14 protein-coding genes are annotated in these 16344 nt (G+C 64.4%); 4 read left to right on the top strand and 10 right to left on the bottom strand.

The window, feature by feature from the left end; genetic code table 11:
* Positions 1-117 precede the first annotated feature (117 nt).
* From IFR23_RS13015 to IFR23_RS13000, 4 genes are all read right to left on the bottom strand, one after another.
* Entirely contained in the window at positions 118-1107 is a 990-nt protein-coding gene (locus tag IFR23_RS13015; RefSeq protein ID WP_192976271.1) for a nuclease, read from the bottom strand.
* A gap of 17 nt (positions 1108-1124) precedes the next feature.
* Positions 1125-2306, bottom strand: coding sequence for a YdcF family protein (locus IFR23_RS20555; protein ID WP_342344955.1), 1182 nt, complete (start codon positions 2304-2306; stop codon positions 1125-1127).
* On the bottom strand, positions 2303-4822 hold the full coding sequence (locus IFR23_RS13005; protein WP_192976270.1) for a TonB-dependent receptor: 2520 nt from the start codon (positions 4820-4822) through the stop codon (positions 2303-2305). Before IFR23_RS13005 ends, IFR23_RS20555 begins: the two co-directional genes overlap by 4 nt.
* Positions 4823-5109: 287 nt before the next feature.
* Positions 5110-5913: a LysR substrate-binding domain-containing protein gene (locus IFR23_RS13000; RefSeq protein ID WP_192976269.1), complete on the bottom strand. Its 804-nt coding sequence runs from the start codon at positions 5911-5913 to the stop codon at positions 5110-5112.
* A gap of 146 nt (positions 5914-6059) precedes the next feature.
* Here IFR23_RS13000 and IFR23_RS12995 point away from each other — a divergent pair, with 146 nt between their 5' ends.
* Positions 6060-6371: a TetR/AcrR family transcriptional regulator gene (locus IFR23_RS12995; RefSeq protein WP_446740908.1), complete on the top strand. Its 312-nt coding sequence runs from the start codon at positions 6060-6062 to the stop codon at positions 6369-6371.
* 207 nt (positions 6372-6578) lie between these two features.
* Here the strand turns inward: IFR23_RS12995 and IFR23_RS12990 are convergent, their stop codons facing one another.
* The gene (locus IFR23_RS12990) at positions 6579-7064 is read right to left on the bottom strand and encodes a hypothetical protein (protein ID WP_192976267.1); all 486 of its coding nucleotides are present in this window, start codon (positions 7062-7064) and stop codon (positions 6579-6581) included.
* Between the two features lie 20 nt (positions 7065-7084).
* Positions 7085-7879, bottom strand: coding sequence for a DUF4198 domain-containing protein (locus IFR23_RS12985; RefSeq protein ID WP_192976266.1), 795 nt, complete (start codon positions 7877-7879; stop codon positions 7085-7087).
* Between the two features lie 135 nt (positions 7880-8014).
* Between IFR23_RS12985 and IFR23_RS12980 the strand changes: the two genes are divergently transcribed.
* Positions 8015-10099, top strand: a complete 2085-nt coding sequence (locus IFR23_RS12980) for a TonB-dependent receptor domain-containing protein (protein WP_192976265.1) — start codon at positions 8015-8017, stop codon at positions 10097-10099.
* A gap of 33 nt (positions 10100-10132) precedes the next feature.
* The gene (locus IFR23_RS12975; protein WP_192976264.1) at positions 10133-10870 is read left to right on the top strand and encodes an energy transducer TonB; all 738 of its coding nucleotides are present in this window, start codon (positions 10133-10135) and stop codon (positions 10868-10870) included.
* Positions 10871-11099: 229 nt separating this feature from the next.
* Here the strand turns inward: IFR23_RS12975 and IFR23_RS12970 are convergent, their stop codons facing one another.
* Positions 11100-11783 (bottom strand): HD domain-containing protein, encoded by a 684-nt coding sequence (locus tag IFR23_RS12970; RefSeq protein ID WP_197978424.1) that lies wholly within the window; start codon positions 11781-11783, stop codon positions 11100-11102.
* Positions 11784-11895: 112 nt separating this feature from the next.
* Complete coding sequence (locus IFR23_RS12965; protein ID WP_197978423.1) at positions 11896-12723, bottom strand: alpha/beta fold hydrolase; 828 nt, start codon at positions 12721-12723, stop codon at positions 11896-11898.
* Between the two features lie 265 nt (positions 12724-12988).
* On the opposite strand from IFR23_RS12965, the gene IFR23_RS12960 reads away from it, so the two are divergent.
* A complete protein-coding gene (locus IFR23_RS12960) occupies positions 12989-14005 on the top strand; it encodes a GlxA family transcriptional regulator (protein ID WP_192976262.1) in 1017 nt (338 codons plus the stop codon).
* A gap of 141 nt (positions 14006-14146) precedes the next feature.
* On the opposite strand, the gene IFR23_RS12955 is transcribed toward IFR23_RS12960, so the two are convergent.
* Positions 14147-15091: an NAD(P)/FAD-dependent oxidoreductase gene (locus IFR23_RS12955; RefSeq protein ID WP_192976261.1), complete on the bottom strand. Its 945-nt coding sequence runs from the start codon at positions 15089-15091 to the stop codon at positions 14147-14149.
* 128 nt (positions 15092-15219) lie between these two features.
* Positions 15220-16323, bottom strand: a complete 1104-nt coding sequence (locus IFR23_RS12950; RefSeq protein WP_192976260.1) for an aldo/keto reductase — start codon at positions 16321-16323, stop codon at positions 15220-15222.
* Positions 16324-16344: the final 21 nt, after the last annotated feature.

The following is a 16344-nucleotide window of genomic DNA, read 5'->3' as shown; positions in this document are numbered from 1 at the left end:
GAAAGACCTTGATGTATCAGACACCGGCTGAAATGTTCGCCCAGCGTGTTGCAGCCACCCGTTGAACCCACCCCGGATAGCGGACGTTGGCAGGTCGATCATTTTCGCTTGCTGCAGTCAGTCAGATGCCGAGCCCGTTTCGGTGTTGAAGCGAGGGTTTTCGAAATCGATCGGTGAGGGACGTGTTTCGGCGGGCGCGGTCGCACTCTCGGACCACGCACGGCAGAGCATGTCACGAAGCATTGCCGCCCCCGCAGTCGTTTGATCGTAAACGAGCGCACGTACGTCCCCATCGGCGAAATTGGAAAAGCCGTCCCGCTTTTCCAATTTATAGACGCGCTCCATCTTGTCGCCGGAGTCGTCGAGAAAGGCGAGTATCCCATCGAACATGTCGCCTTTGCGATGACCGGGCATGCCTATCCGTGGTGCAATGTCCGACGCGGTCAGCTTCATTCCATCGACGAAGCGGCTTTCGAACCGGCCGTGGATCGATCGGTCAGTCGTGTAGCCTTTCGGATTTGGCCCGCGCCAGCCGTCGCTGTTGACCGAGTCATGCAAAGGTTGCGCGCCGTCGCCGATATAGTGACCGAGGCGGATGACGTCGAAGGCGCAGTGCTGTTCGGCGAATGCGGCGTCCCGGCCCGCCGCCTGCGCGGCGCGGACGTCGCGCATGCAGACCACGATTCTCTCATAGGCTTCGATCGCGGCATAGGGGAGCGTGCCGGTCCAGCGCACGTTGGTACGTGCGGCGGTTGCGGGATCGGTGCGCTTGATCTTCTCGTGCTGTTTGAACACCGCGATGACGAACTCATAGCGTGAGCGTGGGATCGGTTTCAGGAAGGTGAACTGCTCGCGGAACCAGCCGTGATTGGGATCCTCCTCGATCTTCGAGAAGTTCTCGGACGAACCGCGCCACGTGTCCGGCAGCGAAGCCGATGCTGCGATGTAGTCGACATGGCGTCGCAGGAAGACCGGGCCGTCATTGGGGATTGCGTCGATCGCCGCGCGGTCGATGACGGCGTGCGCGGTGCCGCCCCAGGCCTGCGCCGAGGAGGGCATCCATGACACGGCAAGTGCGGCGATCGTGGTCAACAGGGCAGGGCGCATCACAGGTTCCAGACGGGTCAGGGATCGAGGGGATCGCGCGGATCGACCCGCAGGGATAGCGGCGAAGGCCGGAACTCCAGTTCAGTCGGCGATAGTCGCCCTCCGACCTGCCCGGGAACGTAGCCGAGTTCTGTAAGGTTTCGCTGCGCGAACGCGGCGCCGGCGATCGTCTCGCTCTGGCCCGGATTGCAGACGATCAGCGCGTCCTTGTCGAGCGGCGCGCCGAGAGCGGCAAGCAAACCGGTCGCGTTGCGTAAGTTGGTCGTGGTGTGCCGCGCATAGGGTTCGATGACGATTGCGTCCGCCGGTATGCCGTAGCGCTCGATCAGCGCGGCGCGCATCTGCTCGGCCTCGGTGAACCGGGTGGCGCGGGGATGGGCGCGTCCGCCGGTCACGATGATCAGCGCGATGTCGCCGCGCGCAAAGCGATCCGCGGCAAGGCGGATGTGATATTTACCGAACGGGCTGAGCGTGGTGTCGGGTGTCTCGGGGCCGACACCGGTAACGATCATTGCTGTGTAATGCCACCGCTTCCAGTCGAGCGACCGCGCGCGGTTTACGGCGGCGGCGTTCAAGCCTCCGGTCAGTGGATCGAAGCCGATCGCGTCGGTGCGGTCGCTGACGTCGAGCAGGGACAATGCGAAGTCCATACTTGGGTCGAGTGCCTGTGCCGATCGCGCACGGGGCGTGCGCGACAGCCAGTCGGCGGCCTGCAATCGCGCGCGCGTTTCCGACGGATCGATCGGGCCGGTGCCATCGATCTGTGGGTAACGTGGTAGCTGGCCAAGACCGAAAGTGCGAAGGACGACGTTGATCCCCTCGATCTCGCGCCTGGTCTGCGCCGCGGCGCCGTCATCGGCGGACGACATGTGCTCCGGCATTCCGGCGGCGAGAGTTGCGGACTCGGACGGCGTCCAGACCAGTGCCTGCGTGATGCAGGTCAAGTCGTCGGCACAGGCGGTCCGCCGCCCGGCGCGCGTCGCCAACATTGCCGCGACGGCAGGGTTCGCTTTCAGCCTGTCGAGCGCCGCCGGATCTGCGCCGATCGCGTCGAACAGCGGGAACAGCCGGCGCGATAATGTGCCGATCAAGCGGTCGCCGACCGGCTTGGCCACCGTTTGCGCAACCACCGGCTCGGCGTCAGCAGGTACGCACGCAAAGCCGACGATCGCCGCGGCAAGCGCCGAGCCGTATCTCACCAGGATTTGCCGACGACGAGCCGGACGTTGCGACCGAAGATCGGACGGCCGTAAATCGCTTCCGAACTACCCTGGCCGCTCAACTGATCGGTACGCGTGTTGCCTTCGGTCAGCCCGTGCGCGTTGAACAGATTGTCGCCGACGACCTGCACCTGCCACGTGCCATGCCGCACGGTCACGCCCGCGCCGGTCGTGCCGTACGCCGGCAGCGCGGTGTTGTTGTACAGATCGACGAAGCGCTTCCCCATATAGGTGTAGCGACCATAGACCGACACCGCGTTGTCGCCGAGATCGAAGTCAAAGCTCGGGCGGATGTTGCCGTAGATCTTCGGCTGGCGGACGATCTGCTTGCCCTCGGCCTGGACGGGATCGGCGCCGGTCGAACTCTGGAAGTTCTTGTATTTGGGGTCGCTGATCGTCAGCGCGCCGTTGAGCGAGAACCATGACGTCAGCGCGAGCGATCCGTCGAACTCGATGCCCTTGACCTGCGCTGCGCCGATGAAGGGGATGTTGACGTCATTGCGCCCCGTGCTCGGGTCGAACGCCAGGAAGGAGGCGTTGAGTGGATCGAAGTTGGTATAGAAACCGGTGACGTACAGGTACGAACGGCCCGCCGCCAGCTTCAGTCCGGCTTCGTACTGATCGGCGATCGTGGTGAGGATGGTCGGGTTGATGCTCATCACCGTCTGCACGCTCGGTGGCGTCTCGAGATGCGAGGCGCGACCGTACACGCCGATATGCCGGTTGAAGTCGTAGTTGGCGCCTGCTGTCCAGTTGGTGACGTGCGGCTTGCCCGTCTGGTTGATGATGTCGCCGGTAAAGGCACGCGTGGTGTCGTCTGCTAATGTCGTCGCGTCGCCAAGATTTGCTTGTCCCGTCAGCGCGGCATAGCCCTTGTAGCTGTAGCGTTCGTGACGGATACCGGCGTCGAACCGGAGCCCGGGGAGTATCTCCCAGGTGTCGTTGGCGAACAGCGCGATCATCTTCGCATCGGAATTGCCGCGGGTCAGCGTCGCGGCGTAGTTGAGTACGCCGTTATCCGTAACGGAGCCGATCCGCGTTCCGGCGGCGTTGTAGGCGATCAGGTCGAGCGTCCGTGGCTTGCCCGCCACCTCGATCAGGTAGTTCTGATAGATCGTCCGGCTGTCCTCGCCGTAGAGGCTGCCGTACACGCCGAGCTTCAGGTCGTGGCTGCCGAAGCCGGTCTCGAACTTCTTGGCGACCGACAGGTTGACCTGGTTCGAATAGAATTTCGAATGAATATCTCGGTACTGGCCCTGCACGACCAAACCGGAGGCGGCGTAGGGATCGTAGACCGTGCTGGTGCCGGCCAACACATAACCGAGCGACGCAACCGGACCGAACGCGGTCGTCGTGCGGGCGCGATAGCCGCTTGCAAAGCTGTTCGCATCGACCGGGTTGGTGGTCGAGTAGAACGCGTTGAAATCGAGCTTGCCCATCGTGAAGCCCGCCTTGGCGGAGACCAGCCAGCCATCGAAATCGGCATCATATTGCGTACCGATGTTGATCATTCGCATATGGCGACCGTCGGCGAGGTCGCTCGACTCGTTCTGGACCACGCCCGCCCCGTCGCGGTAGCGCAAATTGACGTTGCGCAGCGCCGGCGAGTTCATCGTGCCGGAGAAATAGTCGATATATCGATCGAGCGAGACCGCCGGATTGCGCGGATCTGCGGTCGGGATCGGCAGATAGAACACGTTGTGATCGTTGACGTAGTTGACGCTGAGCCGGAGCGAGCCGTTGTCGAGGTCATGCTTGATGTTGGCGCGGAACTGCCCGCCCTTGTCGTTGGGAAAGCCATTGTCGCGGTAACCGTCGTGATAGCGAACGAACCCGCCGACCGCGTAATAGGTCTTTCCGCCGAGGGGCCCCGACTGGACGATGTCTGCGCGGTAGAGGCCGGTGTCGCCGACCGTGACCTGCGCCTTGCCGCGCACCTCGTCGCGTCCCGTCACCTCGATCGCGTTGACGATCGCGCCCGAATAGCTCGCGTAGACGGGGGCGGGACCGCCGCGGACGACTTCGACTCGCTCGGTCATCAGATCGGGCTTCAGGATCGCGTCGCCGCGGAAGAACACGCCGTCATTCTCGTGGAACAGCGGCAGGCCGTCCTGCTGGAAACTGACGAAGCCACCGTCGTTCGGCAGGCCGCGGATACGGTAGATGTTCTGGACTTCGCCGCCGGTGATCTCGGTCTGGAAGCCCGGCAACTGTCCGATCAGGTCTGCGAAGTTTACGGGTGCGATCTTCTCGATGTCAGCCTGCGAGACGACGTTGATCGCATAGGACGCGTCGAAGCGGCGTTGCGCGCGCGTCGAACCGGTGACGATAATGTCGCTCTTGGTGTTCTGCGAGTCCGCGGCGGAGTCACTTGCCTCGACCGGATTGGCTTCGGTCGCTGCGACGGGGTCAGTCGTCTGAGCACATGCCGGCGTGGCGGTTGCGGTGCTCATCGCGATAAACGCGGCACCACATGCGAGAACGGATTTGAGCATGAACCCCCCACAGGAACTCTGATTTGGCAAAATGCCGACCCGGTTCCGTTGGGGGGGAATTGTTACATCTTGAATTAAATGACCAAAAAAAGACCAATTCTACTACGTTCGGCACTCGGGCAGCCGGTCCCCTCGTTATCGGTGCTCGGTCCCGCCGCGGAAATATTGGTTGTCGCTCCGCATTGCTATGCCGGTAACAGCCACCAAACCGCTTCAACCGGTGATGGGATGGAGAGCGCGTTCGCTGCTTGGCCGGTGCTGCACCCGCGACGCTCGGGATCGAGAGGTCACCGCGGCGCAGTGATGATGTGGGGGAGGGGGACGGCGGAGCTTCCCTTTGCACCACCGGGTCCGCAGGCGGATGCCCACAGCGCCTCCGATACCTTCGACAACGCTATCGCCGGCCGGACGAGGGCGATCGCAATCTTGGTCGAATATGTGTCATCGGCTGCCAGTATGACCTTGCCCGCTGCAAGCGCCGACTGGGCTAGTGAGAGCGGCACCCAGGCGACACCGCGCCCGTCGATCGCCATCGATAGCAGCGCGGCCGCAAGCCTCGACTGCAGCACCATTTCGGGAGGGGGGGCGAGGCCGCGGGACGCCCAATCGGCTTTCAGGATTCCCCCCAGGCCGGATTCCGAACTGTAGGCCAGGTATGGCACCACGGGGGCGTCCAGTGTCCATCTTGGTGCGCCGGCCTCATCCGGCTGGCACAGCGGCACGAGCAGATCCTCGCCCACTTCGACGCGCAGGAAATCCTGCGTGTCGAGCGACGTCGGCAGGAGTGGATGATGATGCGAGAGCAGGAAGGAGGCTTCCCCACGCTGCATCATCCGCTCGCACGCCTGCATGCTGTCGGACTTCAGGTTGATCGGCTCGTGCGGCGCGTGCTCGACGATCCAATGCGGGAAGAACGTGAACGATAGTGCATGGGTCGCGGCGACCGTGAGGACCGACGCCGCTTGATCCACGGCCTCCAGCGCTGCGGCACGTGGCCGATACAGGTCGCGTACCGAGACCTGGAACGTCGGTTCGCCGTCGGGCACGCTTTCGAACACGTTGCTGGTCCAGCAGGCCTTCGTCGATGGCACGTGGCAGGTCGGGCAAGTCGACGTCGGCGCCCGCGTCGGTCGGTAGGTCTTTATCGAGGGATCGAACCTGCTGTTGGCGAACCGCGACAACAACGCGGTGCAGACCAGTCTGACCGGCGTGCATCGCCGAAAGCGGCGTGGCGAAGATGATTTTTTACAAGCACTTCCCGTCCAAGGCGCGACTGATCGCCGAGTATCTACGGCACAAGACCGTCGTCCGGTTGGAGATGCTTGCGATCGCGACGGAACGCCCCGGGCTGTCCCCCGTCGAGCGCATCTTGGCGATCTTCGACGCGCTGGACGTATCGTTCCAGAAGCCACCGTTCCGCGGATGTCCGTTCGTGAAAGGGCTCGCCGAGTTCGGTCCGGATGCGGACTCGCCCGAAGTCCACGCCACGATCGCCGCCCATTTCCAGAGCCTGTATGAGCTGGTCGCCGATATCGTCGCTCCCCTATAACCGACGCGATCCCGCTCGTCCTTCCGGCTTGGCCTTATGACGGAATCTCCAACTGGCGTGGGCCAACCATGAACCAGGGCTGCGTAGCTGGAAACGGTGATCGAGCCGCGTCGCGTACGCTTCGGCGCAGCAGATGGGAGCGCTTCGTCGTGCCGAAGCGCTATCCCGCCCGCTTATCGATGCTGGTTGAGGATATTGAGCTCGCGCTCAACTCCCTTCGGCGTTGCGCGCCTTGCGGCGTGCTTCGGTCGCGGCTGTATCGCTTGCGGTGATCACGCCATTCTTGTCGGCATCGTTCATCGCAAAGGCGCGCGCGCCCGATACGTCGTATTCCGCCTTTTCCATGCGCAGGTTCTTGTTCGTGTCGAGTACCCCGAAGCGGACGTGCGTCTGGCGCACCTGGCGTTGGCGTTCCTCCGTCTTCTTCTCGTCGGTCATGTCGGAATGCGCGAGATCGGCTTCGAGCCGCGCCTGATATTCGGAGAGATATTCGGCATCGGAGACCCAGCCGTCGCCGTTCGCGTCGGTCGCCTTGAACCGCGCGTCGCGTGCGGCGTCGAATTCCGCGCGGGGCACCTGTCCGTCATGGTTGGTATCGTGCTCCTGCAGGAACGTCTTGGGGTCGTGCGAGGCGGCGAGGGCGGGGGCGGCAAGCGTGACGGCGCAGGCGACGGCGAGAAGGCGTAAGGTCATCATGGTCTCCGTGGAAAGGCTCACGCCGCGTCGAACGCGAGCGTGTAGGTGTAGCTGCGGTATGGCGTCTCGGCACCCGTCGGCGCGGTCGTCCGGTGGCGGACGAGGATGAGGTAATCGCCGGCGTCGTCGGGTTTCAGCGTGAACTTGCCCGCGGCGTCGGACTTCAGTTGCGCCGCGACCTTGCGGCCGTCGTGGTTGCCCGCGGCGCGGAACAGCGTGACGTCGGTGCCGCCGAGCGGCTTGCCGTCGAACAGCAGCACGAACGCCGCGTTCGACCCGGCGGCAATGCTGCTGGGATGCGTGATCGGCTGTATCTCGAGGCCTTGGTTGCGCGGTTTCAGCGCGGCGTTGCTGGGTTGGCCACGCGTGACATAGGCGTCGGCCAGTGTCGTGCTCTGAACCGCGACGGGCGTGGCGCCGGCGGGTGGCTTGCCGTCTTCGCCGCCCATAACCCACTTGCCGTCCACCTGAAGCATCGTGCCCTTGCGGCCAAGTCGCTGGCCGCTGGTGATCCGATAGGTGCCGGGCGTCTTCAGATCGGCCTCGAAAATCGCGAGATCACGCAGGTAGGTGATCGGGCCGACCGGGCCTGCGCTGCCATCGGGCAGCACGAGCGCGAACGCCGCATCGCGCATGGCGATTTCGGGAACGAACGCATCTTCGCCGAACGTCGCCTGCACCGTGACGTGATCGCGCTGGCCCGTGTCGAACGCGCTCGGCAGCAACTGCGGCATGTGCGCGCCCGCACCGGTCGTGCTGCCAAGCAGCATGACGGCGCCCAACGCTGCGATGCGGTTTCTGATGGTTTTCATGTGATCGCCCCTCTGTTCTGCTGCTCCAATATCGCTAATGAGAATCTGTTGCAATATCAATTTCGGCCGCTATTGAAGCCGCCATCGTTACGGGGGCAGCGAATTCGCTGGCCACCACCACCGGGGGTTATCACCATGCGTCGTCTCACCAGCCTGCTACTCGCCAGCGCGACCCTGCTCACGCTGCCATTGTCTGCCACTGCGCAGACCACGCAGGCCGAGGGCACGCCTGCGGAAGAAACCACGCAGCTATCGCTCGATCGCCTCGTGATCTCGGCCGGTGCGGAGAAGGTCGCGATCGACACTCCGCAGGCGGTGACGGTGCTCGACCAGGACGATATCGACCAGCTTCAGGCCACCACGATCGGCGACATGCTCGAGGGCATTCCGGGCGTGAGCGTGCAGGGGGGCGCGAGTGCACTCGGCCAGGGGTTCAACATCCGCGGCCTTGGCACCGGACTCGCCGATTCCGACAGCCGCATCCTGATGACGGTCGACGGCGTGACCAAATTCTTCGAGCAATACCGGATGGGCGCGTTCTTCAGCGAGCCCGAGCTCTACAAGCGCGTAGAGGTGCTCCGTGGACCCGCCTCGTCGACGCTGTACGGCGCGGGCGCACTAGCCGGCGTCGTCAACTTCACGACCAAGGACGCGTCGGACTTTCTAAGCAACGGTGAGAAGGTCGCGGTCCGCCTCAAGGCCGGCACCGAAACCAACGCCGAAGCCACCGTACTGTCGGGGATCGTCGCGTTCCAGCCGGTCGAGGCGGTCGAACTGCTCGGCACCTACAACCGTCGTCGCGCCGGCAATTACGAGGACGGCAATGGCAATCTGGTGATTCCGTCAAACGCGACATCGGACTCGTGGCTGGTCAAGGCACGCGTGGCGATCGGCGGCAATCGCAAGCACGCCTTCTGGGCGTCGTACCAGGATTGGGTGAGCGACAGCACGCAGATCTACGACCAGTCCGAAGCGCTCGCCACCACACCGGTGCGCCGCGACGTCCACGACAAGACCGCGGTCGTCGGCTATGAAAACGACTTCAACGGCAGCACCTTGTTCAACGTCGAGGCGCAGGCGTCCTACGCGGATTCCAACATCCATCAGACCGAGACGACTTTCCTCGGCGCGCTCGACTATTCCGAATTCTCCTACGCGACCAAGCAGGCCAAGCTGCAGAACCGGTCGAGCTTCGATCTCGGCGGCGACTGGAACGCGTTCCTGTTCCTCGGCGGCCAGTGGAGCGAGCAGAAACGCCGCAATCCCCGGAAAAGCTCGGTGACGGGGATCATCACCCCAGGTGGCCCGACGCATCCCGAAGGCGACATGAGCAAATATGGAGTGTTCGGCCAACTCGAGGTCTTGTGGTCCGACAAGCTGACGATCATCCCCGGCGTGCGCGTCGACTGGACCGACCTGAAACCCGGACAGACGCTGGCGAATGGGGTGCTCGTGCCGATCCCAGGCACTGAACGCGTGAAGGATAGCGGCGTCTCGCCGAAACTCGCGGGGATCTATGCGCTGACCGACTGGTTCTCGCTGTTCGGCTCGGTTGCGCATACCGTGCGCATGCCCGTCCTCGACGAACTCTACAGCCGCACCAGTGCAACCGCGACCAATACCAGCCTCAACCTGCGCCCCGAGGAATCGAACAATTACGAGGGCGGCTTCACCTTGTCGTTCAACGGCGTGCTCGGCGAGCGCGACAAGCTCCGCATCAAGACGACCGCGTTCCAGAACGATATCAAGAACCTGATCACGCGCGGGACGGCCAATTCCGCCTATTTCGTCAATGTCGGACGATCGCGTTTCAAGGGTGTCGAGGTCGAGGCCGAATATGGTGCGGGCGGCTTCTTCGCGCGCGGCAACCTGGCGATCATCGATGGCAAGGACCGGCTCAACGACGTGTATCTGAACACCGTGCCGGCGAACGAATATCGCCTGACGCTCGGTTATGCCGATCCCGTCTCGGGCTTGTCGGGCGGCTGGACCGGCGAGTTCGCGGAGAAGCAGACCAAGGTCTCTAGCGTGGCGCTCGCGACGCCGGGCTATGCGGTGCAGAACCTGTTCTTGGCGTTCAAGCCGCGCATCGGCGACGCGAAAGACTTCGAGTTCCGTATCGGCATCGACAACGTGTTCGACAAATATTTCCAGCGGCATTTGTCGTCGCTGCAGGCCGAAGGGCGGACGTTCAAATTCTCCGTCGCCAATACCTTCTAGGCGACGGAGGTGCGCGCGTCGTTCCGTATCGGTATGCCTGCGCTTGCGGCCTTGCTCGTCAACGGAGCATTGCTCGCCGCGCTGCTGACGCTCGGCGTGGGGCAACGCGCACCACGCAAGGAACGGGCGACGCTCACCGTGATGGACCTTGCCGTGCTGCAGGGGACGGAAGGCGGCGCGGACGAGGCCGAAGCAGCCGATCCGCCGGCCGCGGCAAGCGCGATGAAGCCTGCGCCACACGTCCCGGCGCCTGCGGTCGTCGTGCCGCCGCCGGTATCGGCACCCGCGGCGACCCCGGCGCCGACAGCACCGCCGTCGGCATCGGTGCCGTCGACCGCGCCCTCGACCGCGCCGGCGGCTTCGCCGGCCGATCGCGCGGCAGCCCCCGCGAACTCGGCCGCAAATGCCGCCGCTGCTCCCGCCTCTGCGCCGGCCCGTCGCGGCGCGCGCGACGGGCTCGATGCGAACGCGCCGCCGGGCACCAGCCGTTCCTATGCGGCCAAGGTACGATCCTGGCTGCTCGCGCACAAAACCTATCCCAAACACGCACGGATGCGGCGCGAGGAGGGGGTGGTGCGCGTGTTTTTCGTGATCGATCGTACAGGACGGCTGATCGAGGGCAGGGTGCTTGCCGCCTGCGGGCGGGCGGCGCTAGACGACGAGGCGGCGGCGATGTTGCGTCGCGCGTCGCCCTATCCTCCTGCGCCAAGCGACCTGCCCGGCGAGCGATTCGAAATCACCGCGCCGGTCGACTTCGTCCTGCCGGGTTGAACGACCGATGCGCAAATTGGTGGATCATGGTCGTACCCAGCATTCTCCAGCGTACGTCTCGCGGTTTTCGGCACCGAGATCGCGGTAATCCGGCGCGCCAGCACGCTGTCACGCTTTCCCTGTCACGCTGGAATATGGGTCGGTCCGAAAATGCTCCGGATGCCGTTCACTATCGGCAATTATTCCGTGCTTCGTAGCTGATCGAAAAGATCCCGTTTCCAGGAGCCAGTCATTCCGCGAACGGGCCGGCGGCGATCGCATCGACCCAGGAGGGGGCGCGGTAGCCGGGGACGTAGCGCTCGCCGAAATCGCGGATGAAGGTGTCGTAGGTGGACTCGGGTTGGCGCGTGGCCATAGCGATCGCGCAACCTGCGAATTCGCGCTTGAAATCGAGCCGGGGGACCGCGTCGATGACCGCGGCGATCTCGGCCGGGTCGAGCATCGCATAGCCGCCGACCCCGAAATCCACGCCGATCCCGCGCGAGGACAACGCGACCTCGGTTTCCTTGAACAGGCTGATCGAGTGCGTGACGTGCAGCGCGATACCGTCCCACACGAGTTGCGCGCGGCGATCGTCGAAGCCGAGATCGCGGACGAAGGCGCGCGCGACGTTGGCGCCGTTGACCTCGAACCGGTGCAGTCCTTCGCCGTGCGCCGTGAATCCCATGTCGTGCAGCAACGTCGTCACCGCGACGATTTCCGCATCGAACGGCTCGGCACGCCGCGCGCCGATCTTGGCGGCGAATATCCACGAGCGCGTCACGTGGTTGAACAGGACCGGCGACATCCGCGTGCGGGCGAACTCGAACGCCTTCAGGATCGCCGGCGTTTCGGCAAGGTCGGCGAAGCGATCACGCAACTGCCCGTAGGACAGAGTGACGGATCCGGGCGCGATGACGTCTGCGATGGACATGGCGGATCTCCCGCGCGCTCGCGTATCGCGGCAGCGCGATGGAAGGGTGATGGAAAAGGGGGGAGATGGCGGGCGGACGATCACCGCCCGCCATACTCGTCCGGGGTTCGGTTCAGCTGCGGATGAATGCCAGGATATCGGGATTCAGCACGTCGCCGTGGATCGTCGCCATCCCGTGCGGATAGCCCGGATAGGTCTTGATCGAGCCGTTCTTGAGCAGCTTGACCGCCAGCCGGCCGGTCGTGTCGATCGGACAGACCTGGTCGTCCTCGCCGTGCAGGATCAGCACGGGCTGGTCGATCGATTGCAGGTCGGCGGTGAAATCGGTGTCCGCGAATGCGGTGATGCAGTCATATTGCGCCTTGATGTCGCCGACCATCGCCTGCCGCATCCAGTTGGCCGAGACCGCGGGCATCACCTTGGCGTCGGGGCGGTTGAAGCCGTAGAACGGACCGGTCGCAAAGCCGTTGTAGAAGTCCGCGCGATTGGCGGCGACACCGACGCGGATGCCGTCGATGGCTTCGGGCGGCACGCCGTTGGGATTGTTCGGCGAACGCCCCAGTCGCGGTGGGATCGCGCCGATCAGCACCGCCTTGGCGACGCGACCGTTGCTGCCGTATTTCGCGACGTAGCGGATCGCTTCGCCGCCGCCGGTCGAGTGGCCGATATGGATGGCATTGCGAAGCCCGAGATGCGCGGTGACCGCGGCGACGTCGGCGGCATAGGTGTCCATGTCGTTGCCCTTTGAGGCAGGGCTCGACCGGCCGTGTCCGCGACGATCATGCGCCACGACTCGGTAGCCGCGCTCGGCGAAATACATCATCTGTGCATCCCAATCGTCACCACTCAGCGGCCAGCCGTGATGGAACACGATAGGCTGACCGACGCCCCACTCCTTGTAGAAGATTTCGGTGCCATCCTTGACGGTTATCGTGCTCATGGTCTTGACTCCTGAGTCGTGTTGGACGTTTTTCGGTGAGCCAGCCAAGCTTTCGCCACTAAGCGCGAGTGCGGATATGATCGCGGTTCCCAAGATCATGTCGCGCCGTGAGCCACTGATTAGTGGTTGTATTTCGCAATTCTTGGGCGTTGGCATGGTGTGATCCCCGAATAGTGTCGGCCTTGTTGCCTCCAACGATGTATTAACTTGCATCTAGTGATGCCGTGATCGGCCGATCCGACAAAATGCGAGGGATAAACGACAAATGGTGGCGACCCCCACTCACGCTCCCCCACCCATCGAGATCGCCATCGTCCTGCGTGAAAAGGTGATGCTCGGGATCGTGCACGGTCTGACCGACCTGTTTCGCATTACCGACGACTTGAGCCGGATACGTCTGGCCAGCGACATGCCGGTGATCCGGCTCAGCCATTTTTCCGATACCGGCGGCTCCGGAATCGTGCGGACGTTCGACACGGTTCCGGATGCGACTCCGATGGAGGGGCATGCCGGCCCGGATGTCATCATCATTCCACCCTGCGAAACCGCAGCGCTGGGCATCGAGCACGACAGCAAATGGTCGGACTGGCTGACCGCGCGCCACGCCGAAGGCGCAGTGCTGGGATCGATCTGCGGCGGTACGTTCCTGCTTGCGCAAACCGGCTTGCTCGATGGGCGTCGGGCGACGACCCATCTGATTTGCGCTCCCGATCTGGCGACGATGTTTCCCGCCGTTCACGTCGATTTCGACGCGTTGCTGACCGAGGAGGACGATCTGATCACGGTGGGCGGGGTCATGGCCTGGACGGATCTCGGGCTCGTCGTGGTTCGACGATTGTTAGGCGCTGTTGCGATGATGGAGACCGCGCGCTTCATGATGATCGATCCGCCGGGACGTGAGCAACGCTTCTACAAGACCTTTTCGCCACAGATGGATCACGGCGATGCGGCGATCCTGAAGGCGCAAAATCAGCTTCACGCGTGCGGACCGACCAAGGCAAGCGTCACCGAGATGGCCAATTGGTCGGGACTGGAAATGCGGACGTTCGCGCGCCGCTTTCGTGGCGCGACAGGATTGCGGCCCAGCGAATATCATCAACATCTACGCATCGAAAAAGCGCGCGAGCTTCTCGAGACCTCGAAAACGTCGATAAGCCAGATTGGACAGGATGTCGGCTATGGCGACCCTGCCTCCTTCAGGCTGATCTTTTTCAAGATAACCGGGCTCAGTCCCAGCGACTACAGAAAGAGGTTCGGGCATCACCTGGTTTCGACGGACTGATACCCGAAGCGGCGGTTACGGAGCGCCGGCACGTCGCGCATCCGTTTTAACGCTCGGGATTGGGTAGACCCGTTCGGGGGGCCGACGCGTGGTTGTAGCCTGGTCCTCGGCATCGCGGCGGCGGCGCAACGGATCTCAGCGTCAGCGAGGTTCTTCGGTATCCGCCGATAGTGTACGAATTGCGAGTTCCGCGAGGTGCTGTCCCGACAGCCAGGCGGCCTCGATCCGTGGTCCGAGAAGCCAGTCGCCGCAGGCGCCTAGCCGGATATCCGCGTTCCAGATCGCGCCGTGGTTCAACGCCTCGACTTTCGCATACCGCCAGCGATGGACGCTGGTCGCGATGACGGCAGGCGACCCGGCGCCGATATGCTCCGCGAACGCCGCGAGAAGCGCGCGTTGGACCGTGTCCGGAGCGTCTTCGAGATGCGCTCGCGACCAATCGGCACTGGCCTGGAGTACCCAGGCCTCCGGTCCGGTTCGCGCTGGCTTGGCCGAGTTGCGGGCGGCAGATCCGATGATGCCGAGATCCGTGAGCCGATCGCGATCGATCGGTACGGGGCCGTCGAATGCTGCCATGACGGTCCAGCACGGATCGGAGACGGCAGAGCGGGCTGCATCGGCCAGCGCGACATCGTGGGCGGCGACCAAGGGCGCGACCTGTTCGGCGGGCACCGCGACGATCGCCGCGTCAAACCGTTCGTTGCCGATCCGCCATTCACCGTCATAAGTCAGGGCGTCGATGGCCGTGTTCCAGCGGACGTCGCCGTCGCTCGCCATCGCGCGGATCGGCGCGTTCATCGCCGGCGTCCCGACCCACGCATCGGCGCCGGCGGGCGACCAGCGTGCGACGTGGCCGTCTTTCGCCCAGTGGTCGACCTGCGCCACGAACGCGGGGTCGCGTGCCGTGAGATATTGCGCGCCGTGATCGAACGCGGCTTCACCCAGCGGGGTGTCAATGCGGCGGGTCGACATGCGGCCACCCGGCCCGCGGCCCTTGTCGAACAGGACGACGGTGTGACCCTGATGGCGAAGCGCCTGCGCACAGGACAGGCCCGCCATTCCCGCCCCGATGATTCCGATCCGCATGACTACCCCCGTGCCGGCGTGCAGCAAACGAACGTGCTGCCGACCGGACAGCTTCAAACGCGGAGTTTGTCGATTGGAGCCGACCACGCGTAGATTTCGTCTCGGGCGGGCGGCTCCAGGATGACGCGTCAGCTTCGGACATCTCCGCCGCCGAAGACGACCTGGTTGCGCACGGCAGGGGCGAACAGGCCGTAGAGAAACGGCAGGTGGCCACCGCTCACCGCATCGAGCGCAGCACGGTGCTCCGCCGACAGGGTGAGGCTGAGCGCGGCGACATTGTCGGTTACCTGCCCCGCCCGGCTCACGCCCATCAGCGTCGATGCGACGCCGGGCTGCCCGACCACCCAGGACAGCGCGACGCGCGCCGGCGTCTCGTTCATCTCCGCTGCGACTCGCTTCAGTTCGTCGAGGATCTGCCAGTTGCGCTCGGTGAACAGCGTGTCGCCGAACGGATTGTCGCCATCGAGCCGCTTGTCGTCGACGGGCCGCGCCGCGTAGTCCTGCCCGGCTTGGTTGGGGACGCCGCCCGCGCGCTTCGGACCCGCCTCGACGGTCGCGCGGTCGTATTTGCCGGTGAGCAGGCCATAGGCGAGGGGGCTCCAGGGCACGAGACCCATGCCCGCCGATCGCGCGAGCGGCAGGTGCTCGGCTTCGACCCCGCGTTCGACGAGCGAATAGAAATATTGCAGGCCGATCGGCGCCGGATCGCCCTGGACCCGCGCCAGCGTCGCGAGTTCGGCGACGTACCAGGCCGGGGTATTGGATATGCCCCAGTAGCGTATCTTGCCCGCTGCGACGAGCGCGGTCATCGTCCGCAGAAGTTCCTCGGGCGGCGTGATGCCGTCCCAGACATGCACCCAGTACAGGTCGATGAAGTCCGTCCGGAGTCGGCGGAGCGATCCCTCGACGGACGCCAGGATATGGCGCGCGCCGTTGCCGCCTGCGTGATAGCCGCGGCCGGTCGCAAACCCCGATTTCGTCGCAATGACGATCCGATCGCGCGACGATTGCGCGGCGACGAAACTGCCGACCATCTCTTCCGATCGCCCGCCCGCATAGACGTCGGCGGTGTCGATGAAATTGCCGCCCAGATCGGTGTAGCGATCGAACACCGCGCGGCTGCCGCTTTCATCCAGCCCCCATCGCGGTGTGCCGAAGGTCATCGTGCCGAGCGCCAGCGGGCTGACGAGAAGGCCGGAGCGGCCGAGCGGGCGATAGGTGTCGAGGGTCATGGTGGCGTCCTGCGTTGTGTC

Source organism: Sphingomonas sp. CFBP 13603, assembly GCF_014892665.1.
Classification (GTDB): Bacteria; Pseudomonadota; Alphaproteobacteria; order Sphingomonadales; family Sphingomonadaceae; genus Sphingomonas.
The sequence above is the reverse complement of the archived record's forward strand: the minus strand, read 5'-3'. Positions and strand labels throughout refer to the sequence as shown.